Raw genomic sequence first — 22,029 nt, 5'->3', positions numbered from 1 at the left:
GCCAACGGTCGCTCTCCTGGGTGAAGCTGGCTGAAGGACCAGCGCAGAGGAAGAGCGACAAGAGTGACGACAGCCGGATCCGGCGGTGGGCAGAGCCGCCGGAAGATCAGCTGGGATCTTGTTCGAGCCGGTTGCGTGGTGCTGGTGATGCTCTACCACTCCACGAGCCTGAGCGTCTTCCTCCACCCCGAGTTGGAGTCGAGGACCTTCGAGTTCCCGTACCAGGTCGGCGCCAGCCTGCTGCTGGTCGTCTCCGCGTACTTCGCGTGCGTGACGATCCGCCGCGGTTCCCTGTTCCGCTACTGGTGGGGCCGCGTGGCCAGGCTGCTGCCGTCGTTCCTGGCGGCCGTGGTGGTCAGCTACTTCGTGCTGCGGGCGTTCCCGATCGAGGGCTGGTTCTTCCCGCTGCCCGAGGACCTGCGGGCGAACCTGCTGATGCTGTGGCACTGGAAACCGCAGTTCTACCCGTTCATCGACGGCTCGCACTGGACGGTTCCGCTGCAGCTGATGGGTTTCACGGTCGCCGCCCTGCTCTACCGGAGCTGGTGGGGCCACGGCAGCAGGATCCTGATCGTGCTGTGGGTGGCGGTGCTGGTGCCGCTGGCGCAGTGGCCGATCCGGATCGCCGAGCCGATCGACGAGACCTACCGGACCGTGGTCGACGGGGTCGGCATGCACCGCTGGCACCTGTTCGTCGCGGGGGTGGCGATCTGGATGTGGTCGGTCAAGCGCCTGAGCACCCCGCACTTCGCGGCCCTGCTGGCGCTCTGCATGGCCGCGCAGGAGGTGCACAACTACACGCGCACGCCCGAAGGTCTGCTGGCCGACACCGGCTCGTCGGTGGCCGTGGCCATCGGCATGTGCGTGATCGCGCTGGTCGCGCGCTCTCCCGACATGGCGATTCCGCATCCCGCGCGACGCGCGATCAGCTGGTTCGCCGGGATCTCCTACGGCACGTTCCTGATGCACCAGGCCATCGGCTACATCGTGCTGCGCAAGCTGCAGGACGTGGGAGTCGACACGACCACGCAGACCCTGGCGATGCTGGTGACGGGCACGCTCCTCGGGTGGATGCTCACCCGCGCGGTCGAACAGCCGACCCACAAGCTGCTCATGAAGCCCTTCATGCAGGGTGGTGGCGCGGCTCGCACCCGGGAAACAAAAACCGCCGGTCCGCGTTGAACCCGGTGTGAAAAAGATCGGGTTCCTGTCCTTCGGGCACTGGTCGGCCTCGCCGCACTCGCAGACGCGCACCGCGTCGGACGCGCTGCACCAGGCCGTCGACCTCTCCGTCGCAGCGGAAGAGCTCGGCGCCGACGGCGCCTACTTCCGCGTGCACCACTTCGCGCGGCAGTACGGGTCGCCGTTCCCGCTGCTGGCGGCGATCGGCGCTCGGACCAGCCGCATCGAGATCGGCACCGGCGTGATCGACATGCGCTACGAGAACCCGCTCTACATGGCCGAGGACGCGGGCTCGGCCGACCTCCTCTCCGACGGCAGGCTGCAGCTCGGCATCAGCCGGGGATCGCCGGAGCAGGTCATCGAGGGCTGGCGCTACTTCGGCTACCAGCCGCCGGAGGGCCAGACCGATGCGGACATGGCGCGCACCCACACCGAGGTGCTGCTGGAGGTCCTCAAGGGCGAGGGGTTCGCTCAGCCGAACCCGCGGCCGATGTTCCCCAACCCGCCGGGCCTGCTGCGCGTCGAGCCGCACTCCCCCGGCCTGCGGGACCGCATCTGGTGGGGGTCGAGCTCCAACGCGACGGCGCGGTGGGCGGCGAAGCTGGGGATGAACCTGCAGAGCTCCACGCTCAAGGACGACGAGAGCGGCGAGCCGCTGCACGTCCAGCAGCGCAAGCAGATCGAGGCGTTCCGCGACGCGTGGCGCGCCGAGGGGCACGAGCGCGAGCCGCGGGTGTCGGTCAGCCGCAGCATCTTCGCCATCGTCAACGACGTCGACGACATGTACTTCGGCGGCGATGACAACACCGAGGACAAGATCGGCAACATCGACGCCCACACCCGCGCGATCTTCGGTCGTTCCTACGCGGCGGCGCCGGACGTGCTGGTCAAGCAGCTGGCCGAGGACGAGGCGATCGCCGCGGCGGACACCCTCCTGCTCACGGTGCCCAACCAGCTGGGCGTGGACTACAACGCCCACGTCATCGACAGCATCCTCCGGCACGTGGCCCCGGAGCTCGGCTGGCGCTGATCGCGCGGCAGGGCGGTCGGGCGGTGGGCGGCGCCTGAAACTGGATGAGCCAGTTGGCCAGTTCGGTATTGACTTCAGCCTGCGTTTCACGGAAAGTGGCTGAGCCAGTGAGCCACTGTGCCGCGCACCACACCCCTTCGTGGTGCGCGTGCCGCGCAGGCAAGGAGGCAAAGGTGCCGCCCGAAGTCATATCCATCCTGGTGCTGGTCGCCGCGTTCGTCATCGCCACGACGCTGTCGGTGAACATGGGAGTGCTGTGCTTCGCCGCCGCGTTCCTGGTCGCCACGGTGTTCGGCGGGCTGTCCGAAGACGACATCTTCGACGGCTTCCCCGGGGACCTGTTCGTGGTCCTGGTGGGCGTGACGTTCCTGTTCGCGATAGCCCGGGCGAACGGCACCACCGACTGGGTGGTGCAACGCGCCGTTCGGCTGGTGGGCGGCCGGATCGCGCTGATCCCGTGGGTGATGTTCGCGATCGGCGCGCTGCTCACCGCGATCGGTGCGGTCAGTCCCGCGGCGGTGGCCATCGTGGCCCCGATCGCGCTGAACCTGGCCGCGCAGTACCGGATCAACCCGCTGCTGATGGGCGCGATGGTCGTGCACGGCACGCAGGCGGGCGGCTTCTCCCCGATCAGCATCTACGGCAGCATCGTCAACGAGGTCGTGGCCAACAGCGGGTTGCCGGGCAGTCCGCTGGTGCTGTTCCTGGGCAGCTTCGCGGCCAACGCGGTGATCGCCGGGATCGTGTTCGTGGTCTTCGGGGGCCTGCGGCTGCGCAGCGGTGCCGAGGCCCGGCGGCTCATCGCAACGGGTTCGGGCGGCGGCGGGGAGGTCTCCGACAGCGAGCCGGTCGAGGAGCTGCGGCTCAACCGCGACCGCGCGCTGACGCTGACCGGCCTCGTGGTCCTCGTGGTCACCACGCTCGGGTTCGGCCTCGACGTCGGCCTGATGGCGATGAGCGTCGCCGTGGTGCTCAGCGTCCTGTCGCCGAAGACGGGCAAGGCCGCGCCGAGCGAGGTCGCGTGGCCCACCGTCCTGCTGATCTGCGGTGTCCTCACCTACGTCGGCGTGCTGGAGAAGATGGGCACGATCGACTACGTGGGTCACTCGGTGGCCGGCATCGGCGTTCCGCTGCTCGCGGCGCTCCTGCTGTGCTACATCGGCGCGCTCGTCTCGGCGTTCGCCTCGTCGGTCGGCATCATGGGCGCCCTCATCCCGCTGGCGGTGCCGTTCCTGCAGACCGGCAGCGTCGGACCGATCGGCATGATCACGGCCTTCGCGGTGGCGGCCACGGTCGTCGACGTGAGCCCGTTCTCCACCAACGGTGCGATCGTGCTGGCCAATGCCAAGGACGTCGACAAGGACGCCTTCTTCCGGAAGCTCCTCGTCTACGGAGGCGTCATCGTCGCCGCCACCCCGCTGGCGCTCTGGATCCTGCTGGTGCTGCCGGGATTCGGCTGAGCGGTCAGTCCGCCAGGTACCACAGGAGCCGGTAGTGGGCCGTGCGGTCCGGGTCGGGAGCGACGCCGTAGGCGTCCAGGAGCACTTCCTCCCAGCCCGGGCCGTAGTTCCACAGGGTGGCCCACGTGGCGACGGCGAGGTCGGCCCAGCGGTCGGCCACGCCGAGGCGGCCGAGGTCGACGTGGCCGGTGCACCGGCCGCCGTCTCCGATGAGGGTGTTGGGGGCGCAGGCGTCACCGTGGCAGACCACCAGGCGGTCGACCGGAGGCGGTTCGGCGAGGAGGTCCAGGGCCTCGCCGACTCCGCCGATGCGGGCGAGCTCGGGAGGCCATTCCGCCGGGTCGATCAGGCCTGCGGCGGCGCGTTGCCGAGCACTGGCCAGCCGGGATTCGGCTGACCAGTCGAACGGGCAGTCCGCGACCGGTAGCGCCTCGTGCAGGGCGCGCAGTCCGGAACCGATGGCGCGCACCGCCTTCTCGGGCTGGACGATCCAGCGGTCGTCGACGGCTGAGAGACCGGGGAGCCCCGCGGTGATCATCCAGTCCCCCGTGCCGTCGGAACCGTGATCGAGCACGCGGGGAACCGCGGCGTGCCGGACGGCCCAGCGCAACCGCTCCACCTCGGGAGTCAGCGGCGCGCCGCTGGGCGACCACTTCACGAACTGCGCGCGGTGTTCTGGTCCGATCCGGAAGGTCAGACCTCCCAGCTCATTTCGCCACACCGCCCGAACCGTCCTGCCGCCCGCGATGGCGCGGACGACAGGCGGCGTCTCCACCGGCTCCCGAGGTGCTGAAGCGATCACACCACCATTCTTCCCGCTCTCAGACGAGTTGACCTCCCTGGACGACGTGCGCGATGTGCTTGGGCTCGGCGAGGACCGCGATGTCCTCGAACGGGTCGCCGTCGAGGACGACCAGGTCGGCCACCGCCCCTTCGCGGAGGGTGCCGATCTCGCCGCTCATGCCGAGCAGGTCGGCCGCGGTGGTCGTCGCCGAGCGGATCACGTCCAGCGGCGGCTGGACCTCGCTGCGGATCCGGAACTCCTCGTTCTGGTGGCGGTGCATGCCGCCGAGCAGGTCGGTGCCGTAGGCGATCTTCACGCCGCCTCGGTGCGCGGTCTCCAGCGCGGCCAGTCCGGCGTCGAGCACCTCGTCGACCTTGCGCCAGCTGTCCTCGGGCAGGCCGAACTCCCGGCCTTCGGTCTTGAGCGCCCAGTAGGTGACCAGCGTGGGCACCAGGAACGCGTCGTGTTCGAGGAATTCGTCCACGTTGGACTCGTCGATGAGGTTCCCGTGCTCGATGGAGCGGATTCCGGCGCGCAGCGAGCGGCTGACCGATCGCGCGGTGTAGGCGTGGGCGGCCACGTAGCGGTTGGCCGCCTCGGCTTCCTGCACGATGGCGTGCAGCTCGTCCATCGAGTACTGGGTGGAGTCGATGCGGTCGGTCGGCGAGGCGACTCCTCCCCCGGCCATCACCTTGATGTGGTGGGCGCCCTTGCGCAGTTCGTCGCGGGCGGCGGCGCGCACCGCGTCCACGCCGTCGGCGATGCGTCCGAGCCCCGCGCAGCACTGGTGCCCGTCGTGCACGCGGGTGCCGCGCGGGCGGCTGTCGCCGTGACCTCCGGTCTGGCTCAGCGCCTTTCCGCAGAAGGCGAGCCGTGGCCCGCGAACGAGTCCCTCGGTCTGCGCGTCGGCGAGCCCGAAGTCCGCACCGGAGGCGTCGCGCACGGTGGTGAAGCCGCGGTCGAGCATCCCGCCCATGATCCGCGCGGAGTGCGCGGCGGCGTAGGACGGGGACCAGGTGGTCAGCGACCCGAGGTCGGCGGTGGCGGCGGTGACGTGCACGTGGGCGTCGATGAGCCCGGGGAGCACCGTGGCCCCGGCCAGGTCCACCGTCCGGGCGCCGTCCGGTGCTCTCAGGCCGCGGCCGGTCTCGACGATGCGGCCGTCGGCGCACAGCAGGTCGCCTTCGGCGTACTCGCCGGTGTCGACGTCGAGCAACTTGCCGGAGCGCAGCAGCAGGGTGGTCACGGTGTCGATTCCTCCTCGGGTTCGTCGATGCGCTGCACGAGCTCGCTCAGCGCGGGCGCGGCCAGCACCGCCAGCTCCGCGGCCCGCGCCACCTGGGACTGCTCGTAGGCGCCGGGCGCGTCGAGCAGGTTGAGCACGCCCCACGTTCCGGACTCGCCCAGGACCGGGACGTTGATCACCGATCCGCAGCCGAGTTCGGCGATGAGCCGGTGGTCGGCGAAGACCTCGCGCACCGCGGCCTCGTCGGGCCCGAAGTAGGGCAGCTGCGCGGTGATGCACCGGTCCAGCCATCCCGCGGCGACCTCGACGGACTTCTCGCCGCCCACCGGGTACTGCTCGGGGTGGCTGCTGTGCGCGCGGTGCAGCACGCGTCGGCCGGGCAGCCACGCGAGCACGGTGAACAGCCGGACCCCGACGTCCTCGCGGACGCGTTCCTCCACTTCGGACAGGTTCATCGCGATACCGCCTTCGCGCCGTCGGTTTCGGTGAGGTCCTCCAGCGACCGGCCGGCGGTGGACAGCCCGAACAGCAGGGTGCACACCACGCCGACCGCCAGCACCGCGGTGGTGAGGCCGAAGACCCCGGCGAATCCCAGGGATGCGGCGGAGATGCCGATCACCGAGGGCGCGATGATGCTGCCGACGCGGCCGAACGCGCTGGACAGGCCGGTTCCCGAGGCCCGGATCCAGGTCGGGAAGACCTCCGGGGTGTAGGAGTAGACCGCCGCGTAGGTGCCGTTGAGGAAGAACGACAGCACCGCCGCCGATGTCGTGATCAGCACCGGGTCGGTCATCTGGCTCATCCAGAACGCGCTGGCCGCCGCCCCGGCGAGGTAGAGGGCGATGGTGTTCTTGCGGTCCAGGTACTCGCCCAGCCAGGCCGCCGAGAAGTACCCGGGCACCTGCGCGAGGTAGATGATGATCGAGAACTCGAAGCTCTTGGTGACCGTGATCCCCTGCTGCACCAGCAGGGTCGGGATCCAGGTGAAGAAGCCGTAGTAGGAGAAGGTGATCACGAACCAGATCAGCCAGGTGATCGCGGTGCGCCGGGCCATCGAGCCGCTCCACAGGTACTTCAGCGCGGAGACCAGCCCGATCTTGCGCGCCTCCACCGGCTTCTCGACCACGACCTCGGGGATCGGCGGCAGCGGGGCGCGGGTGGCCGCCCGCACCTTCTCCTCCAGGTCGACCACGACCTTCTCGGCCTCGATCGTCCGCCCGTTGGCCAGCAGGTATCGGGGTGATTCGGGGAGCGATCGGCGCCACCACAGCAGCATCACGATCGGCAGCGCGGTGATGATCTGGGCCCAGCGCCAGCCCTCGGGCACCGGCTGCACCACGAACCGGCCGAGCAATGCCGCGGCGACGAAGCCGAAGGAGAAGAACCCGGCGAGCGCCCCGACGAACCACCCGCGCCGGGCAGCGGGGACGAACTCGGACAGGAAGGGCGCGATGATCGCGCTCTCGGCTCCCGCGCCGAATCCGGCGAGCACGCGGGCGCCGAGGAAGATCTCGTAGTTGGGCGACAGGGCTCCGATGACGGAGAACAGCGCGTACACCGCCAGCGCCCACATCATGACCTTGCGCCGGCCGATGCGGTCGCCGAGCAGTCCGGCGCAGGTGGCGCCGAAGAGGAAGCCGAAGGGCGTGGCCGAGCCGATCAGGCCGAGCTGGGCGTTGGTCAGCCCCCACTCGTCCTGGACGCTCGGCAGCAGGAAGGCCACCACCGCCGAGTCCATGCCGTCGAAGGTGTAGCCGAGTCCGCCGAGCAGCAGCAGGAGGTAGTGCGGCCGGCTCAGCGGGAGCCGGTCGAGTCTGGCCAGCAGGGACACGGTTGCCTCCAGGTGAGGGGTGCGTCCGGGTGAGTCGCAGTACCGAGCGAAGTGTCCAGCAACATATAGTGCAGTAATTGCAAACTGCAATACCTGTTGCGTTTTGAGCTCGTTAAGCTGTGCGTCGACGAGGGGAGCCCGATTGACCACCGATGCCGAGCCCGACGGGTTCGAGAGCTGGTTGCGCGGGCGCGTTCCCGAACGCGGGTTGCGCAGCAAGGGCGCGTCGGTTCTGCAGGTGCTGCTCACCCAGCCCCGGCGGGTGTCCTACAGCTCGGCAGCGGAGGCCGCAGAACTCGCCGGCGTCAACGTCGCCACGGTCAGCAGGACCGCCCAGACCCTGGGCTTCAGCGGCTGGTCCGACCTGCAGCAAGAGCTGCGGGCCCGCTACCTGTCCTCGCTCAGCGCTCCGGAAGTGGCCGCCGCGCAGCAGACCGAGGGCGAGCTCGGCGGGGCCTCGCTGCGCCGCGATCTGGACTCGCTGGCGGTGCTCAACCGCCGCCTGGACGAGCAGCTGCTGCGCACCATCGCCGAGGCGATCGCGCAGTCACGGCGAACCGTGATCGTGGCCAACGGGAGCTACTTCTCGGTGGGTTCCGCGCTCGGCCACAACGTGCAGCTGGCCGGCTACGAGGCGACCGTGGTGCACGACGACGCCGAGCTGGCCAACGCGATCTCCCGGATCGAACCGGGCGACGTGCTCATCGCGATCAGCTTCTGGCGGCTCTACCAGAGCACGGTGACCGCGGCCGAGGAAGCCCACGACCGAGACGCGCGGGTCTTCGCCCTCACCGATGCGGCCAGTCCCGCCCTGGCCGCCGCCTCCGAGCGGATCGTGCTGATCCCCGCCGAGGGCGTCGCCTTCTTCCCCTCCCTGGCACCAGGACTCGCGGTCGCGCAGGCGATCGCCGCCCAGCTCTCCACAGTGGATCCGGAGCGCACCCGGCGCTCCATCGAGGCGGCCGAGGCGCAGTGGTCGCGGTTCAGGCTCCTGCACCGACAGCCGCGCCGCGACTGACCACCGATGAGTTTCCCGGCCGCGAGCAGTCCATCTGGTGACGACCACTGGAAAGGACCAGGACGATGAAGCTGACGGTGAGCACGTTCCTCTCGGTCGACGGAGTGATGCAGGGCCCTGGCGGCCCGGACGAGGACCGCAGCGGCGGTTTCGAACGCGGCGGCTGGCTCGCGCCGCTGTTCGACGACGAGGTCGGGCAGTTCATGGACGCGATGTTCGGGCGGGTCGACGCCTTCCTGCTCGGGCGGCGGACCTACGACATCTTCGCCGCCTACTGGCCGAAGGTCGACGACCCCGACAACCCGATAGCCAACCCGCTCAACGCCCTGCCGAAGTACGTCGCCTCCACGACCCTGACGGACCCGAGCTGGGCCCGCACGACGGTGCTCAGCGGAGACGTCGCGGCGGCGGTGCGCGAGCTCAAGGCCCGGCCCGGCGAGGAGCTGCAGGTCCACGGCAGTGCCACCCTGGTGCGCTTCCTGCTGGACAACGACCTGGTCGACGAGCTCAACCTGATCACCTTCCCGGTGATCGTCGGCCAGGGGATGCGGCTGTTCGCCGACCGGGGGCTCGACACCGCGCTCGAACTCGCGGCGAACCGGACCACGCCGCAGGGCGTGGTGATCCAGACCTACCGGACCGCGGGCCGCCCCCGGTACGGGACGGTCGAGGACTAGGAGCCGAGTCCCGCACCTAAACGAGCACGAAGGGAAGGGAGAGCCCGAGCAGGTCGAGTTCGGCCTGCTCGGCCTCCGTCGGGCTGCGCCTGCCGGTGCCCACCAGCAGTGCGTCGACGTCGGAGAACGACTCGGGAAACGACGTTCCTGCGATCCGCTCCAGCACCGCCCTCGACGCAGCCGCTGATTCCGGCGCCGGTCCGGGCACGTGCGGGAGGCGGGCGACCAGGTCCAGGTGGTGCAGGGTCCACTCCACGACGTAGGCGTCGAGGTAGTCAGCGACGGTGAGGACCTGGCCCTTCGTGGCGACCCTGGCCAGCGGGTCGGCGATCCGCGCGGCGCGCCCTGCCGCCGAGCCGAGGTCGTCGAGGTGGAACTTCAGCAGCCGCGGCTCCTCGTAGGCGGCGGCCAGCCGCACCGTAAGCGCGTCCAGCGGATCGTCGCCGATCGGCGGCTCGCTCGCGATCTCCCAGTAGGTGATCGCATCGCGGGTCGGCTCGGTCTCCGCCGGTGTCGCGAGCGTGATCAGGACGTCCTGCGCATCGATGATCAGGTGGCACACCAGGTCTCGCACCAGCCAGCCCCGGCACCCGGAGGGCTGCAGCAAGTCGTCGTCGGCGAGATCCGCCACGGCCGAGCGCAACGACGCCCACGAGGCGGTGAAGAGCTCCATCCCGCCACCGTAGCGGCCTGACCTGCTTCAGCCCGCCGAAACCCGGGCGCGGAGCCCGTCGAGCAGCAGCTGCAGGCCCTGTTCGAAATCAGCTGCGCCATCGGGGTGCCGGTCGATGGCGCCGGCGCTGGCCGCCTGCATCGCGGTCTGCTCCTCGACCGTGTGGCCGAAGACCAGGTGCAGGATCGCGCGGGTGCCCACGTCCACCAGATCGCCGGGCAGTCCTCCGTCGCCGAGCGCCGAGCGCAGCGCGGTCGCGGGCTCGCGGGCGCCGAGCCCGAAGGTGTGCGCGGTGACGACGACCTCGGCGCCGTCCCGGTAGGCGAGCATCGCGTCGCGCAGTTCGGCGCAGATCTCGATCGCCCGCCGGTCCCAGCGCTCGGCGCGCCGTGGCCTGCCGCCGCGCTGGAGGATCTCGTCGGCGACGGCCGCCAGCAGGGACTGCTTGTTGGGGACGTGGTGGTAGAGAGCGCTGGGCTGCACGCCGAGCTCGGAGGCGAGCCGGCGCATGGTGAGCGATTCCAGCCCGTACTCGTCGAGGACCTCGATGGCCCGAGCCACGACATCGCTGCGGTGGTAGCGCACTCGAAACCTCCAGTTGACCGGTCGGTGCCCCCAGTCTAGCCTGAACGCCGTTCAGGTGAACACTGTTCAGGTCGACTTCGGGAGAGGACCCCATGGGCACCACCTTCGATCAGCTCGCCGACGCGGTCCTGGCCGGAACTCCGGCCACCGCCGACGACGCGCTCGCCGTCCTGCGCGCCGACGACGCCGACCTGATGTCCGTCGTGGCGGCGGCCGGCAGGCTGCGGCGGGCGCACTTCGGCAACACCGTGAAGGTCAACTACCTGGTGAACCTGAAGTCGGGTCTGTGCCCGGAGAACTGCAACTACTGCTCGCAGGCCCTCGGCTCGAACGCACCGATCCTGAAGTACTCGTGGCTGTCCAAGGACGAAACGCTGCGGCAGGCGGGAGCCGGTCTCCAGGGCGGGGCCAGCCGGGTGTGCATGGTCTCCTCCGGCCGCGGCCCGTCGAACCGCGACATCGACAAGGTCACCGACATGGTCGGTGCGCTCAAATCCGAGCACCCGGACGTCGAGGTGTGCGCCTGCCTGGGGCTGCTGTCCGACGGCCAGGCCGAGCGGCTCAAGGACGCCGGGGTGGACGCCTACAACCACAACATCAACACGGCCGAGAGCCACCACGACACCATCGTCCAGACCCACACCTACGCCGACCGCATCGACACCGTGGGCAAGGCGAAGGCCGCGGGGCTGTCGCCGTGCTCGGGCCTGATCGCGGGACTGGGCGAAACCGATGAGCAGCTGGTCGAGGCGCTGTTCGCGCTCAAGGAGCTCGAATCCGACTCGATCCCGGTGAACTTCCTGATGCCCTTCGACGGCACCCCGTTCGAGAACACCTGGGAGCTCTCCCCCACCCGCTGCGTGAAGATCCTGGCGATGGCGCGGTTCGTGTGCCCGGACCGGGAGGTCCGGATCGCCGGTGGCCGCGAGATGCACCTGCGCTCGGTTCAGCCGCTCGCGCTGCACGTCGCCAACTCGATCTTCCTCGGCGACTACCTCACCTCCGAGGGTCAGGAGGCCGATGCGGACATCGCGATGATCCGCGACAACGGCTTCGTCGTGCTGGGCTCCGACGAGGAGATCGCGCAGCGGCCCGTCGATCCGGCAATCCGGCGCCGGGGCGCGGGCACCGACGTCCTGCCCAACGCGTGATGGGCGCGGCGGACCTGCTCGCCTTCGACCGCGAGCACCTGTGGCACCCCTACACCTCGATGCTCGATCCCGCGCCGACGCGGCTGGTGACCGGTGCTTCGGGCAGCCGGATCACCCTCGACGGCGTCGGTGAGGTGGTCGACGGGATGGCGTCGTGGTGGTCGGCGATCCACGGCTACCGGCACCCGGTGCTCGACGAGGCGCTGCGGGAGCAGGCGGAACGGTTCTCGCACGTGATGTTCGGCGGCCTCACCCACGAGCCGGCGGTCGAACTGGCCAGGCGTCTGGTCGAGCTCACACCCGACGGGCTCGACCGGGTCTTCCTCGCCGACTCCGGATCGGTGAGCGTCGAGGTCGCGATGAAGATGGCGCTGCAGCACCAGCGCGGCGTCGGGCGGCCCGAGCGGACGCGGTTCCTCACGGTGCGCGGCGGGTACCACGGCGACACGTTCGACTGCATGAGCGTGTGCGATCCCGACGGCGGCATGCACGCGATGTGGTCGATGGTGCTGCCCGAGCAGGTCTTCGGCGAACGACCGCCGGGGATCGGCGGTGACGTCGCCGAGTGGGCGTCGAGTTTCCGCGCGCTCGCGGCCGAGCACGCGGGCACCCTGGCAGGGCTGATCGTGGAGCCGCTGCTGCAGGGCGCGGGCGGGATGCACCCCTACCCCGCCGAATGCCTGCGGGTGTTCCGGGAGGTCGCCGACGAGCACGGGCTGGTGCTCGTCTTCGACGAGATCGCCACCGGTTTCGGGCGCACCGGAACGCTTTTCGCGTCCGAAGCGGGCGGTGTCAGCCCGGACGTGCTGTGCCTGGGCAAGGCGCTGACCGGCGGGTACCTGACGCTGGCGGCGACGCTGTGCACCAGCGAGGTGGCTCACGGCATCTCCGGCAGCGATTCGGGTGTGCTCATGCACGGTCCGACGTTCATGGGCAATCCGCTGGCCTGCGCGGTCGCCTCCGCCAGCCTCGACCTGCTCGCCACCGGCGGGTGGGTGCACGACGTGCGGCGGATCAACCGCGGTTTGCAGGCGCTGCACGACATCGACGCCGCCGAGGTGCGGGTGCTCGGTGCCGTCGGCGTGGTGCGGCTGGATCGCCCCGTCGACGTGGCCGCGGCGACCGAGGCCGCGCTCTCCGAGGGCGCGTGGCTGCGCCCGTTCCGGGACCTGATCTACACGATGCCGCCGTACGTGTGCACCGACGAGGACGTGGCGACGCTGTGCGCCGGCATCGCCGCGGCGGTGAAGGCCGGATGAGCTGGGACGGGTGGCTGGCCGAGCAGCGGGAGACTCGCGAGCGGGCTGGTCTGCAGCGGGCGCTGCGGGCGCGCTCGGTGGACGAGGACGTCATCGACCTCGCGAGCAACGACTACCTGGGCTTGAGCACGCATTCCGAGGCGCGCCGGGCCAGCGCCGACGCGGCGCTGGCGTGGGGCGCTGGGTCGGGTGCCTCCCGGCTGGTCACCGGCACCACGACGGCGCACGGCGAGCTGGAGGCCGAGCTCGCCGATTTTACGGGCCGGCGGTCCGCGCTGGTGATGTCCAGCGGCTACCACGCGAACCTGTCCGCGGTGACCGCGCTGGCCGACCGCGACGCGCTGATCGTCTCGGACGCGCACGTGCACGCGTCGCTCATCGACGCGGCCCGGTTGTCCCGGGCGACGATCGAGGTGGTGCCGCACAACGAAGTCGACGCGGTGCGGGCGGCGCTGGACCAGGCCGGTCGGCGGCGGGCGCTGGTGCTGACCGAGTCGGTCTTCTCGGTGCTCGGCGACGCGGCACCGCTGCCCGAGCTGGCCGAGATCTGCGCCGAACGGGACGCGTTGCTGCTGGTCGACGAAGCGCACGGACTGGGTGTCGTGGGCGATGGCGGCCGCGGCCTGGTGGCCGGTCTGGGCGAGGCGCCGCAGGTGGTCATGACGGCGACGTTGTCGAAGTCCCTCGGCGCGATGGGCGGCGCGGTGCTGGGGTCGGAGGCGTTGATCGATCACCTCGTCAACCGCGCCCGGCCGTTCATCTTCGACACCGCGCTGGCCCCCGCGCCCGTCGCGGGAGCGCTGGCCGCGCTGCGCCTGCTGCGCGACCGGCCCGAGCTCCCGCACCGCATCCACCGGCGGGCCTCCGAGCTCGCCGATCGCCTCGCGGTGAGCCGGTCGGCGGGTGCGGTGCTGTCGGTGCCGATGCCGTCTCCGCAGGTGGCGCTCGCGGCACAGGCCGCAGCGCTCGACGCCGGGGTGCGGGTCGGCTGCTTCCGGCCGCCGTCGGTGCCCGACGGCGTGTCGCGGTTGCGGATCACCACCCAGGCCGGGATCCCCGATGACGGCTGGGAGCACGCGGTCGAGGCGCTGACGCGCGTCATCGAGCAGCACGGAGGGCTACCGTGATCGTCTTCGTCACCGGAACCGACACCGGGGTCGGCAAGACCGTGGCCACGGCGGCGTTGGCCGTCCACTTCGGACCCGACGTGGTGGTGGCCAAACCGACCCAGACCGGCACCGACGAACCCGATGTCGAGGTCGTCCGCCGCCTGGCGGGCTGCGAGGTCGCGCAGTTCACCCACCTCCCGGACCCGCTCGCCCCGGACACCGCCGCCCGCCTGCGCGAGGTCGGCATCCCGGCGATCGGCGACCACGCGGCCCGCGTCCGCGAGCTCGCCGGAGAACACGGCACGGTGATCGTGGAGGGCGCGGGCGGGGCCCTGGTCCGCCTCGACACCACCGGCGGCACCCTGCCCGACCTCGCCGCCGACCTCGCCCGCGACCACGAGGTCCGGGTCCACGTCGTCACCCGGGTCGGTCTGGGCACGCTCAACCACACCGAGCTCACCGTCGAGGCGCTGCGCTCTCGCGGCCTGGAACCGGCCGGCCTGGTCCTCGGCGCCGTGCCGGACGATCCGGGCCTGGCCGAGCGGTGCAACCTCACCGAGCTCCCCCGCCTCACCGGCGTGCCCGTGCTCGCGGCGCTGCCCGAAGGGGCGGGCGCGCTCGGGCCCCGCGAGTTCCGCGGCCGCGCGGCGTCCTGGTTCCGAACGCGCTGACGGGTGTGCGCAGCGGGTTGTCCTCCCGTCGAAAACCCCTTGCACGCCGCGACCGGCTGTCGCCACGGTGTGGTCACCCGCACCCGGGGTGCCTCGGGGTGGTGCCGGGACTCGCCCGATGTCCGGCGCAGCCCCGGGTGCGGCCACCCGGCCGCGGCTGCTGGAAGGGTGGCCCGCCGGGCAGCGCTACCTCGGTGTGACGATGCGGTGGTCGAAGGCGTAGACGATGGCGGCCGCGCGGTCCCGCAGGTCGAGCTTGACGAAGATGCGGCCGACGTGGCTCTTCACCGTCACCTCGGAAATGCCCAGTTCCGCGGCGATCTCGGAGTTGGACAGGCCGCGTCCGATGAGCACCAGGACGTCGTGCTCGCGGGAGGTGAGCTCGTCGACGGCGACCTCCGGGACCGGGGACGACGAGCGGTAGGCGGTGAGCACGCGCCCGGTGACGGCCGGGTCCAGGCACGCCTCCCCCGCCGCCAGCGACCGGACCGCGCGGATGACGTCCTCGGCCGGGGAATCCTTGAGCAAGAAGCCGCTCGCGCCCGCGCGCAGCGCGCCGGAGAGCAGCTGGTCGTCGTCGAAGGTGGTCAGCACCAGCACCGGTGGAGCGTCGTCGGCCGCCTGCAACCTGCGGGTGGCCTCGATGCCGTCGACGTGCTTCATCCGCAGGTCCATCACGACCACGTCGGGCCGTTCGGCGGCGACCGCCGAGGTCACCTCCTCACCGTCCGCGCACTCCCCGACGACGGCGAAACCGTCCTTGCGTCGCAGGATCCGCCGCAATCCCGAGCGCACCAGCTCCTGGTCGTCGACGAGCAGAACCTTGATCATCGGGCCTCCCCCGGTGTCGGCAGCAGGTCGTGCGGTTCAGGTGAGAACTCCGCGCGCACCACCCATTCATCGCCGGCGGGCCCGGCTCGCAGGCGCCCGCCCAGCAGTTCGGCGCGCTGCCGCATGCCCGCGATGCCGTTCCCGGGTTCGGCCGCGCCGACCGCGCTCGGCAGCGCGTTGCAGACAGTCAGCACCACGCCGTCGTCGATGACCAGCCGCACCAGCGCGGTGGTTCCCGGGGAGTGCTTGACGACGTTGGCCAGCGACTCGCGGGCGATCCGGTAGAGGGCGAGACCCGTTGCGGCGGAGACCGATCGGGCGTCGCCGTCCAGCCTGTAGGTCACCGGGACACCGGCCCTGACGACGTCGGAGACGAGATCGGCGATGTCGTCGATGCCCGGTTCCGGGCGGACCTTGGACGGTTCGGCGTCCAGGAGCCCGACCGTGCGGCGGATGTCGGCGATCGCCTGCCTGCCGAGCCGTTCGGCGTCGGTGAGCGCGTCGACGGCGTCGTCGACGTCGCGGTCCTCCTGCAACGCCCGCCTGGCACCGGTGAGGTGCAACAGGGTGATGCTCAGCGAGTGGGCGACGACGTCGTGCACCTCGCGGGCGATGCGGCGGCGCTCGTCGTCGGCGGCCTGCACCGCCCGCTCGGCCTGCACCTGGCGTTCCCGCTCGAACGACCGCAGCTGGGTCCTGATGATGAAACCGGTGGCCCAGCCGAGCGCGACCGTGACCAGGGAGAACGGCAGGCCGTAGCCGAGGTGTCCGACGGCCGACGCAGCGGCCGGGACCAGCGCGGCCAGGGCGGTGACCGTCAGGCTCACCCGCGCCGAGGTGACGGCCGCGCACTCGGCGAGCATCACGACCAGGATCAGCGGCGCGAGGTCGTTGGGCACCGGGTGCACCAGCAGGATCGAGGTGCCCAGCAAAGCGCACCCTGCCACGCCGACCGGCCGCCCCGAGTCCGGGATCGGTGTTCCGACCAGCAGGTACACCACCGGCACGATCGCGAGCAGGCCGCCGACGAGCGTCCAGTCCACGATGTCGGCCGCCAGCCGCTGCACCACCGCGACCGCCGACACCACCACCAGGCACGCGTGGCCGGGCAGCACCACCGCGGGTGGGTAGCCGAACGGCAGCGCCGCGGCTCGGCCGTGCACGTAGCGGATCAGACCCTTCATCCGGGCCAGCCTAGAACGCCGCCCGGCGCACCGGAATCATCGCGGACTCCTCCTCAGGTAGGAGGCGGAACCGGGCCCGCAGCACGATGTGGGCGCGGTCACTCGCCGATAGCGTTGCGGTCATGACGACCTCGACCGCCACGTCCCCCAGCGAGCACCGCCGCCGCTGGTGGGAGTCCGCGACACCGACCGGGTCCGGGGAGCTCGCACCGTCGCCCGCCGGACCGGCCGACGCGCTGGGCGACCTGCCACCGCTGCACGGTTCCGGACCGCTGCTGCAGACCCTGCGGTTGGGCCGCGACCAGGGGCGCGTGCTGTTCGAGGGAACCCGGCTCCACGGGGACGTCTTCCGCGTCAACACGCTGCTGGAGAAGCGGCCGCTGACCATCACCTCGCACCCCGACCACGTGAAGTCGCTGTTCACCGCCGGACCGGCCCTGGCGCCGTCCACCGCCGGGCAATCGCAGCTGCGGCCCATCGTCGGCGAGTCGGTGCTGACCGCGACCGGCGACCGGCACCGCAGGCAGCGCAAGCTGCTGATGCCGCCGTTCCACGGCAAGGCGATCGCCCGCTACCGCGAGCAGATCCTCGACGCCACGACCCGCGAGATCGACGGCTGGCAGCCCGGCGCCCGGATCCGGCTCGCCGACTCGGCCCAGCAGGTCACCCTCGACGTGATCATGTCCGGGGTGTTCGGCATCGACTACCGCTCCGGCGAGTCCGAGCAACTCCTGCGCAGGCGGCTGCGGCAGATGCTGGCGCTGTCGGTGAGCCCGCTGGCGCGGGTCAGCGAGCTGGTGTCGATGCGCAGCTCGGAGCCGGTGGGCGTGCAGAAGTGGGGGCTGGCGCACCTCGACCGCGCGATGCTGGCGGTGATCGCCGAGCGCCGCGCCGCGCACGTGCCCGGCGAACGGCACGACATCCTGTCGCTGCTGCTCGACGCACGCGACGACGAGGGCACCGGGCTCACCGACGGCGAGCTGCGCAACGAGCTGCTGACGCTGGTGCTGGCCGGGCACGAGACGACCGCGAACTCCATCGGCTGGGCGTTCGAGCGGCTGGTGCGGCACCCCGAGTCCTACGGCACGCTCCGCGACGCGGCCCGCGCCGAGGACGACGGCGGCTACGTCGACGCGACGATCCACGAGGCGATGCGGGTGCGCCCGGTGATCCCGATGCTGGGCAGGCGGGTCATGTCCCACTGGCGGTTCGGCGACCGGGTCGTGCCGGAGCGGTCGCGGGTGCTGATCGGAGTTCTCTCGCTGCACCACCGCGAAGACCTCTACGCCGACCCGTTCCGGTTCGACCCGGACCGGTTCGTCGGCGTGAAACCCGGCTCCAACACGTGGATTCCGTTCGGCGGCGGTGACCGGCGCTGCCTCGGCGCGACTCTGGCGATGGAGGAGATGCGCATCCTCACCAGGGAGATCGCCCGTCGCACCGACCTGAGCGCGATCGATTCGGCGCCGGAGCGCCCGGTGCACCGCAACGTCACGATGATCCCCGGGCGGGGCGGCGCGGTGGAGATCGGCTCGGTGATGCGGTGACCTCGGACGTGGTCTGCGCTACTTCCGGCTAATTCCGGACCGTCGCTCGGCGATCAACTCCAGTGGGGAGACACCCCGTTGACGGGAAGCCGAACGATGAGCGCTGAGACGAACACCCGAATCCTGCTGAAGAACCTCGCCCCGCTGCGGGCGCAGGCCGAACCCTACGACGACTGGCGGCGGCTCGACCGCGATGCCGCGGCCGCAGCCCGCCGGATCCTGGCCTTCGAACTGCCCGGTCGGCGCACTTCGGCGAACACCGAGCGCTGAACCGCTCAGGCCCCCGGGGCGAGCGCCTCGGCGTCGAAGCCGACCGCTTCGAGCGCGCCCCTGGGGTCGGCGACGAGCTTGCGCGCTTCGAGGTCCATCAGGCCCAGCACGCAGGTGACGTCGGCGGAGATCGTGCCGTCGGCCTTGGTGATCACCGTGTCGAGGTGGAAGGACTTCCCGGAGCCGAACTTCGCCTCGCAGGACGCCTCGATGTGCTCGTTGGCGCGCAGCTCGCGCCGGAAGTTCACCGTGGTGCTCAGCAGCACCGGCGACAGCTTCTGGGCGACCAGCCCGTCCCAGTCGACCCCGGCCGCCTGGAACCCGGCGACCCGCGCCACTTCTCCGTACTGGTGGTACACGGCGTGGTTGACGTGGCCGAGCGCATCGAGCTCGTAGCTGCGGACCTGGAGCGGAATGCGAAAAGTCACGAGCCCACGGTAAGCAGAGGTCACCGCGTCGGTGTCGCAATCATGACGAGGATCGCAGGCCGCCCACGGCCCCACCGCCGGGGTTACGGAACCTGGTAGTCGCTGTCGCGGGCGTCGGTGATGGCCATGTGGCCGGGGGCGTGGCCGATGGCGAACGGCGGCTTGGACTGCATCACCGCGGCCTGCGGCGTGACCCCGCAGGCCCAGAAGACCGGGACCTCACCGGGGCGGACCTCCACGGCCTCGCCGAAGTCGGGTGCGTCGAGGTCGGTGATGCCCAGGGCTTCCGGAGAACCGACGTGCACCGGGGCGCCGTGCACCGCCGGGTAGCGGGAGGTCACCCGCACGGCGGTGGCGACCTGTTCAGCGGGGACGGGACGCATCGACACCACCAGCGGCCCGGACAGTCCTCCGGCCGGTCGGCACTGCCGGGAGGTCCGGTACATCGGCACGTTGCTGCCGACCTCGATGTGGCGGACCGGGACGCCGGCCTCCAGCAGCGCGGCCTCAAAGGTGAAGCTGCACCCCACGAGGAAGCTGACCAGGTCCTCCCGCCACAGGTCGACGACCTCGGCGCGCTCCTCCACCAGTTCGCCGTCGCGGTAGACGGTGTAGGCGGGCAGGTCGGTGCGCAGATCGCCCCGGAAGATCGATGCGCTGGTCTCACCCGGCTCGGTCACGTCCAGCACCGGGCACGACTTGGGGTTGCGCTGGGCGAACAGCAGGAAGTCGTAGGCGTGCTCGCGCGGCAGCGAGATCAGGTTCGCCTGCGTCCAACCGGCGCTGAATCCCGAGGTCGGCACGCGCAGCCCACCGCGGAACGATTCCCGAGCCTGCTCGGGTGACATGTCCTTCGACATCGTGGCCTCCTCAGATGCAGCGGAAGTGGACGTGCTGGCCGGGTCGCGCCTGCGCGGCCTTGGCCACGTCGGCGGCCAGCACCACGCCGATGACCGGGTATCCGCCGGTCACGGGGTGGTCGGCCAGGAACAGCGTCGGGGTGCCCAGCGGCGGCACCTGCAGCGCGCCGGCGACCATGCCTTCGCTGGGCAGTTCCTCGGTCCGGCTGCGCTCCAACACCGGTCCGTCGAGGCGCATGCCGACCCGGTTGCTCTCGGCTGTGACCTCGTACGGCGCGCTGATCAGCGATTCCAGCGCCTCGTCGGTGAACCAGTCGGCGCGCGGACCCGGTTGGACCCGCAGCACGACCTCCTCGGCGGGACCGGCGACGGGCGCGATGTCCACGACCGGGAACCGCGACGGCGGCGCACCGATCGGCAGCGCGGCGCCGGGCCGGAGCTGGTCGGGGCCGAGGCCGGAGAGCACGTCGGTGGAGCGCGAGCCCAGCACCGGTGGGACGTCGATGCCGCCGCGCACCGCGAGGTAGCTGCGCAACCCGATCTCCGGGACGCCGAGCCGCAGCTCGGCCCCGGCGGGCACGCGCAGCACCGCGTTCGCGGCGGCGCCTCGACCGTCGACCGCGATCGGGCACGGTGCTCCGGTGAGCGCCACGGTCACGTCGCGGGTGGGGCGCACGGCGAGTCCGCCGAAGGTGACCTCGATGGCGGCGCTGTTCTCCTCGTTGCCCACCAGTCGGTTCGCCAGCCGCAGCGAGGCGGCGTCGGCGGCACCGGAGGTGCCCACGCCGATCCCCGCCAGGCCCGGTCTGCCGAGGTCTTGAACGGTGGCGAGCGGGCCGGTGGCCAGGACTTCCAGTGTCATCCGATCTCCCGGAACCGCACTCGCACACCCGGGCGCAGCAGCGCGGGCGGATCGCGGTCGATGCTGAAAATCTGCAGGTCGGTGTGCCCGATGAGCTGCCAGCCGCCGGGCGACTCCCGCGGGTAGATGCCGCTGAACGCGCCCGCCAGCCCCACGGCTCCGGCGGGAACGGCGGTGCGCGACTCGGACCGGCGCGGCACCACGAGGTCTTGCGGACCGCCGCTGAGGTAGCCGAAACCCGGTGCGAATCCGCCGAAGGCGACCTTCCACGCCGCTCCGGTGTGCTTGTCGACGACCTCGCGCTCGGTGAGTCCGGTCAGCCGGGCCACCTCGGCGAGGTCGGCGCCGTCGTAGACCACCGGCACCTCCAGCTGCTCGCTCTCCTCGCGCAATCCGCCGCGCGGTTCGACGGCCCGCACCGCGGCCTCGATCGCCTTGACGTCGGACCGCTGCGGATCCAGTTGCAGCAGCAGCGTTCTCGCCGCCGGAACGAGGTCGATGACGCCTTCGGGCGGTGCGTCGGCGAGCGCCGCGTACAGCGCGTGCACCTCCTGCAGATCGGCCAGTTCGATCAGCAGTCCCGAGTCGGCGCAGGGCAGGAAGCGCATCAGCTCCCTCCCACCACGAACGGCCGCAGCACCACACCGGCGCCGCTGAGCCGGTCGCGCACGGCCTGGGCGATGGCGACCGCTCCGGGGCTGTCGCCGTGCACGCAGATGGAGTCGGCGCGGACCTGGATCTCGCTGCCGTCGACGGCCCGGATCGGTTCGCCCGCGGCGAGTTTCAGGCAGCGCTGGGCGATGTCCTCAGGGTCGTGCAGCACCGCGCCGGGTTCGCGCCGCGACACGAGGGTGCCCTCGGGCGTGTAGGCGCGGTCGGCGAAGGCTTCGCGGAAGGTCCGCAACCCGGCCTGCTCGGCCTGGGCGAGCCACTCCGAGCCGGGAATGCCGAGCACGGCCAGCCCCGGGTCGTAGGAGCGGACCGCTTCGACCACGGCTGCGGCCTGCTCGGCGTGGTGCACGATCGCGTTGTAGAGCGCGCCGTGCGGCTTGACGTAGCCGACCTCGGTGCCTGCCACGCGGGCGAACCCGGCCAGCGCTCCTATCTGGTAGATCACGTCGTCGGTCAGCTCGCGCGGTGGCACGTCGATGAACCGGCGGCCGAACCCGGCCAGGTCCCGGTAGCCGACCTGCGCGCCGACCGCCACGCCCCGCTCAGCGGCGCGGGTCACCGCGGCGCGGATCACCACGGAGTCTCCGGCGTGGAAGCCGCAGGCCACGTTGGCGCTGGTGACCACGCCCAGCAGCGCTTCGTCGTCGCCGAGTTCCCAGCGGCCGAAACCTTCTGCCAGGTCAGCGTTGAGATCCATCG

At 71.3% G+C, this 22,029-nt stretch carries 24 protein-coding genes; 11 read left to right on the top strand and 13 right to left on the bottom strand.

What is annotated here, in order from left to right:
- The first annotated feature begins 63 nt into the window (after nucleotides 1-63).
- The 3 genes from AB0J78_RS04990 to AB0J78_RS04980 all read left to right on the top strand — a co-directional run bounded on the left by AB0J78_RS04990 (nucleotide 64) and on the right by AB0J78_RS04980 (nucleotide 3,672).
- Nucleotides 64-1,182: an acyltransferase gene (locus AB0J78_RS04990; protein ID WP_363787088.1), complete on the top strand. Its 1,119-nt coding sequence runs from the start codon at nucleotides 64-66 to the stop codon at nucleotides 1,180-1,182.
- A gap of 7 nt (nucleotides 1,183-1,189) precedes the next feature.
- The gene (locus AB0J78_RS04985; RefSeq protein ID WP_363787086.1) at nucleotides 1,190-2,212 is read left to right on the top strand and encodes an LLM class flavin-dependent oxidoreductase; all 1,023 of its coding nucleotides are present in this window, start codon (nucleotides 1,190-1,192) and stop codon (nucleotides 2,210-2,212) included.
- A 173-nt stretch (nucleotides 2,213-2,385) separates the two neighbouring features.
- Nucleotides 2,386-3,672, top strand: a complete 1,287-nt coding sequence (locus tag AB0J78_RS04980) for an SLC13 family permease (protein ID WP_363787084.1) — start codon at nucleotides 2,386-2,388, stop codon at nucleotides 3,670-3,672.
- Nucleotides 3,673-3,676: 4 nt separating this feature from the next.
- On the opposite strand, the gene AB0J78_RS04975 is transcribed toward AB0J78_RS04980, so the two are convergent.
- From AB0J78_RS04975 to AB0J78_RS04960, 4 genes are read right to left on the bottom strand one after another with little or no spacing between them, the layout of a single operon-like run.
- On the bottom strand, nucleotides 3,677-4,447 hold the full coding sequence (locus AB0J78_RS04975) for an aminoglycoside 3'-phosphotransferase (RefSeq protein ID WP_363787082.1): 771 nt from the start codon (nucleotides 4,445-4,447) through the stop codon (nucleotides 3,677-3,679).
- 46 nt (nucleotides 4,448-4,493) lie between these two features.
- On the bottom strand, nucleotides 4,494-5,702 hold the full coding sequence (locus AB0J78_RS04970) for an amidohydrolase family protein (protein WP_363787080.1): 1,209 nt from the start codon (nucleotides 5,700-5,702) through the stop codon (nucleotides 4,494-4,496).
- Nucleotides 5,699-6,157, bottom strand: a complete 459-nt coding sequence (locus tag AB0J78_RS04965) for a GAF domain-containing protein (RefSeq protein ID WP_363787078.1) — start codon at nucleotides 6,155-6,157, stop codon at nucleotides 5,699-5,701. The genes AB0J78_RS04970 and AB0J78_RS04965 overlap by 4 nt, the downstream gene beginning before the upstream one ends.
- On the bottom strand, nucleotides 6,154-7,533 hold the full coding sequence (locus AB0J78_RS04960; RefSeq protein WP_363787076.1) for an MFS transporter: 1,380 nt from the start codon (nucleotides 7,531-7,533) through the stop codon (nucleotides 6,154-6,156). The genes AB0J78_RS04965 and AB0J78_RS04960 overlap by 4 nt, the downstream gene beginning before the upstream one ends.
- Before the next feature lie 142 nt (nucleotides 7,534-7,675).
- On the opposite strand from AB0J78_RS04960, the gene AB0J78_RS04955 reads away from it, so the two are divergent.
- Both AB0J78_RS04955 and AB0J78_RS04950 read left to right on the top strand, forming a co-directional pair.
- Nucleotides 7,676-8,551 (top strand): MurR/RpiR family transcriptional regulator, encoded by an 876-nt coding sequence (locus AB0J78_RS04955; RefSeq protein WP_363787074.1) that lies wholly within the window; start codon nucleotides 7,676-7,678, stop codon nucleotides 8,549-8,551.
- 65 nt (nucleotides 8,552-8,616) lie between these two features.
- Entirely contained in the window at nucleotides 8,617-9,228 is a 612-nt protein-coding gene (locus AB0J78_RS04950) for a dihydrofolate reductase family protein (protein WP_363787072.1), read from the top strand.
- A gap of 16 nt (nucleotides 9,229-9,244) precedes the next feature.
- On the opposite strand, the gene AB0J78_RS04945 is transcribed toward AB0J78_RS04950, so the two are convergent.
- Together AB0J78_RS04945 and AB0J78_RS04940 are read right to left on the bottom strand one after the other, a co-directional pair.
- The gene (locus AB0J78_RS04945) at nucleotides 9,245-9,901 is read right to left on the bottom strand and encodes a maleylpyruvate isomerase N-terminal domain-containing protein (RefSeq protein ID WP_363787070.1); all 657 of its coding nucleotides are present in this window, start codon (nucleotides 9,899-9,901) and stop codon (nucleotides 9,245-9,247) included.
- Nucleotides 9,902-9,928: 27 nt separating this feature from the next.
- Nucleotides 9,929-10,486 carry a TetR/AcrR family transcriptional regulator C-terminal domain-containing protein gene (locus tag AB0J78_RS04940; RefSeq protein ID WP_363787068.1) on the bottom strand — a complete coding sequence of 186 codons (558 nt, stop codon included), beginning with the start codon at nucleotides 10,484-10,486 and terminating at the stop codon, nucleotides 9,929-9,931.
- Nucleotides 10,487-10,578: 92 nt separating this feature from the next.
- Between AB0J78_RS04940 and bioB the strand changes: the two genes are divergently transcribed.
- From bioB to bioD, 4 genes are read left to right on the top strand one after another with little or no spacing between them, the layout of a single operon-like run.
- The gene (gene bioB / locus AB0J78_RS04935; protein WP_363787066.1) at nucleotides 10,579-11,637 is read left to right on the top strand and encodes a biotin synthase BioB; all 1,059 of its coding nucleotides are present in this window, start codon (nucleotides 10,579-10,581) and stop codon (nucleotides 11,635-11,637) included.
- A complete protein-coding gene (locus tag AB0J78_RS04930) occupies nucleotides 11,637-12,896 on the top strand; it encodes an adenosylmethionine--8-amino-7-oxononanoate transaminase (RefSeq protein ID WP_363787064.1) in 1,260 nt (419 codons plus the stop codon). The genes bioB and AB0J78_RS04930 overlap by 1 nt, the downstream gene beginning before the upstream one ends.
- Nucleotides 12,893-14,023, top strand: coding sequence for an 8-amino-7-oxononanoate synthase (locus tag AB0J78_RS04925; RefSeq protein WP_363787062.1), 1,131 nt, complete (start codon nucleotides 12,893-12,895; stop codon nucleotides 14,021-14,023). Before AB0J78_RS04930 ends, AB0J78_RS04925 begins: the two co-directional genes overlap by 4 nt.
- The gene (bioD, locus tag AB0J78_RS04920; protein WP_363787060.1) at nucleotides 14,020-14,676 is read left to right on the top strand and encodes a dethiobiotin synthase; all 657 of its coding nucleotides are present in this window, start codon (nucleotides 14,020-14,022) and stop codon (nucleotides 14,674-14,676) included. Before AB0J78_RS04925 ends, bioD begins: the two co-directional genes overlap by 4 nt.
- Before the next feature lie 186 nt (nucleotides 14,677-14,862).
- Here the strand turns inward: bioD and AB0J78_RS04915 are convergent, their stop codons facing one another.
- Together AB0J78_RS04915 and AB0J78_RS04910 are read right to left on the bottom strand one after the other, a co-directional pair.
- Nucleotides 14,863-15,507 carry a response regulator transcription factor gene (locus AB0J78_RS04915; RefSeq protein ID WP_363787058.1) on the bottom strand — a complete coding sequence of 215 codons (645 nt, stop codon included), beginning with the start codon at nucleotides 15,505-15,507 and terminating at the stop codon, nucleotides 14,863-14,865.
- Nucleotides 15,504-16,691, bottom strand: coding sequence for a histidine kinase (locus AB0J78_RS04910; RefSeq protein WP_363787056.1), 1,188 nt, complete (start codon nucleotides 16,689-16,691; stop codon nucleotides 15,504-15,506). Before AB0J78_RS04910 ends, AB0J78_RS04915 begins: the two co-directional genes overlap by 4 nt.
- A gap of 122 nt (nucleotides 16,692-16,813) precedes the next feature.
- On the opposite strand from AB0J78_RS04910, the gene AB0J78_RS04905 reads away from it, so the two are divergent.
- Both AB0J78_RS04905 and AB0J78_RS04900 read left to right on the top strand, forming a co-directional pair.
- Entirely contained in the window at nucleotides 16,814-18,238 is a 1,425-nt protein-coding gene (locus tag AB0J78_RS04905; RefSeq protein WP_363787054.1) for a cytochrome P450, read from the top strand.
- Nucleotides 18,239-18,334: 96 nt separating this feature from the next.
- Entirely contained in the window at nucleotides 18,335-18,508 is a 174-nt protein-coding gene (locus tag AB0J78_RS04900; RefSeq protein ID WP_363787052.1) for a hypothetical protein, read from the top strand.
- A gap of 5 nt (nucleotides 18,509-18,513) precedes the next feature.
- Here AB0J78_RS04900 and AB0J78_RS04895 read toward each other — a convergent pair whose 3' ends face one another.
- The 5 genes from AB0J78_RS04895 to AB0J78_RS04875 all read right to left on the bottom strand — a co-directional run bounded on the left by AB0J78_RS04895 (nucleotide 18,514) and on the right by AB0J78_RS04875 (nucleotide 22,027).
- Nucleotides 18,514-18,936 (bottom strand): acyl-CoA thioesterase, encoded by a 423-nt coding sequence (locus AB0J78_RS04895; protein ID WP_363787050.1) that lies wholly within the window; start codon nucleotides 18,934-18,936, stop codon nucleotides 18,514-18,516.
- 83 nt (nucleotides 18,937-19,019) lie between these two features.
- Nucleotides 19,020-19,796, bottom strand: a complete 777-nt coding sequence (locus AB0J78_RS04890; RefSeq protein ID WP_363787048.1) for a putative hydro-lyase — start codon at nucleotides 19,794-19,796, stop codon at nucleotides 19,020-19,022.
- A gap of 10 nt (nucleotides 19,797-19,806) precedes the next feature.
- The gene (locus tag AB0J78_RS04885) at nucleotides 19,807-20,658 is read right to left on the bottom strand and encodes a biotin-dependent carboxyltransferase family protein (protein WP_363787046.1); all 852 of its coding nucleotides are present in this window, start codon (nucleotides 20,656-20,658) and stop codon (nucleotides 19,807-19,809) included.
- On the bottom strand, nucleotides 20,655-21,266 hold the full coding sequence (gene pxpB, locus AB0J78_RS04880) for a 5-oxoprolinase subunit PxpB (RefSeq protein ID WP_363787044.1): 612 nt from the start codon (nucleotides 21,264-21,266) through the stop codon (nucleotides 20,655-20,657). The genes AB0J78_RS04885 and pxpB overlap by 4 nt, the downstream gene beginning before the upstream one ends.
- Nucleotides 21,266-22,027, bottom strand: a complete 762-nt coding sequence (locus AB0J78_RS04875; protein WP_363787041.1) for a 5-oxoprolinase subunit PxpA — start codon at nucleotides 22,025-22,027, stop codon at nucleotides 21,266-21,268. The genes pxpB and AB0J78_RS04875 overlap by 1 nt, the downstream gene beginning before the upstream one ends.
- Nucleotides 22,028-22,029: the final 2 nt, after the last annotated feature.

Source organism: Saccharopolyspora sp. NPDC049426, assembly GCF_040676935.1.
GTDB lineage: Bacteria > Actinomycetota > Actinomycetes > Mycobacteriales > Pseudonocardiaceae > Saccharopolyspora.
The sequence above is the reverse complement of the archived record's forward strand: the minus strand, read 5'-3'. Positions and strand labels throughout refer to the sequence as shown.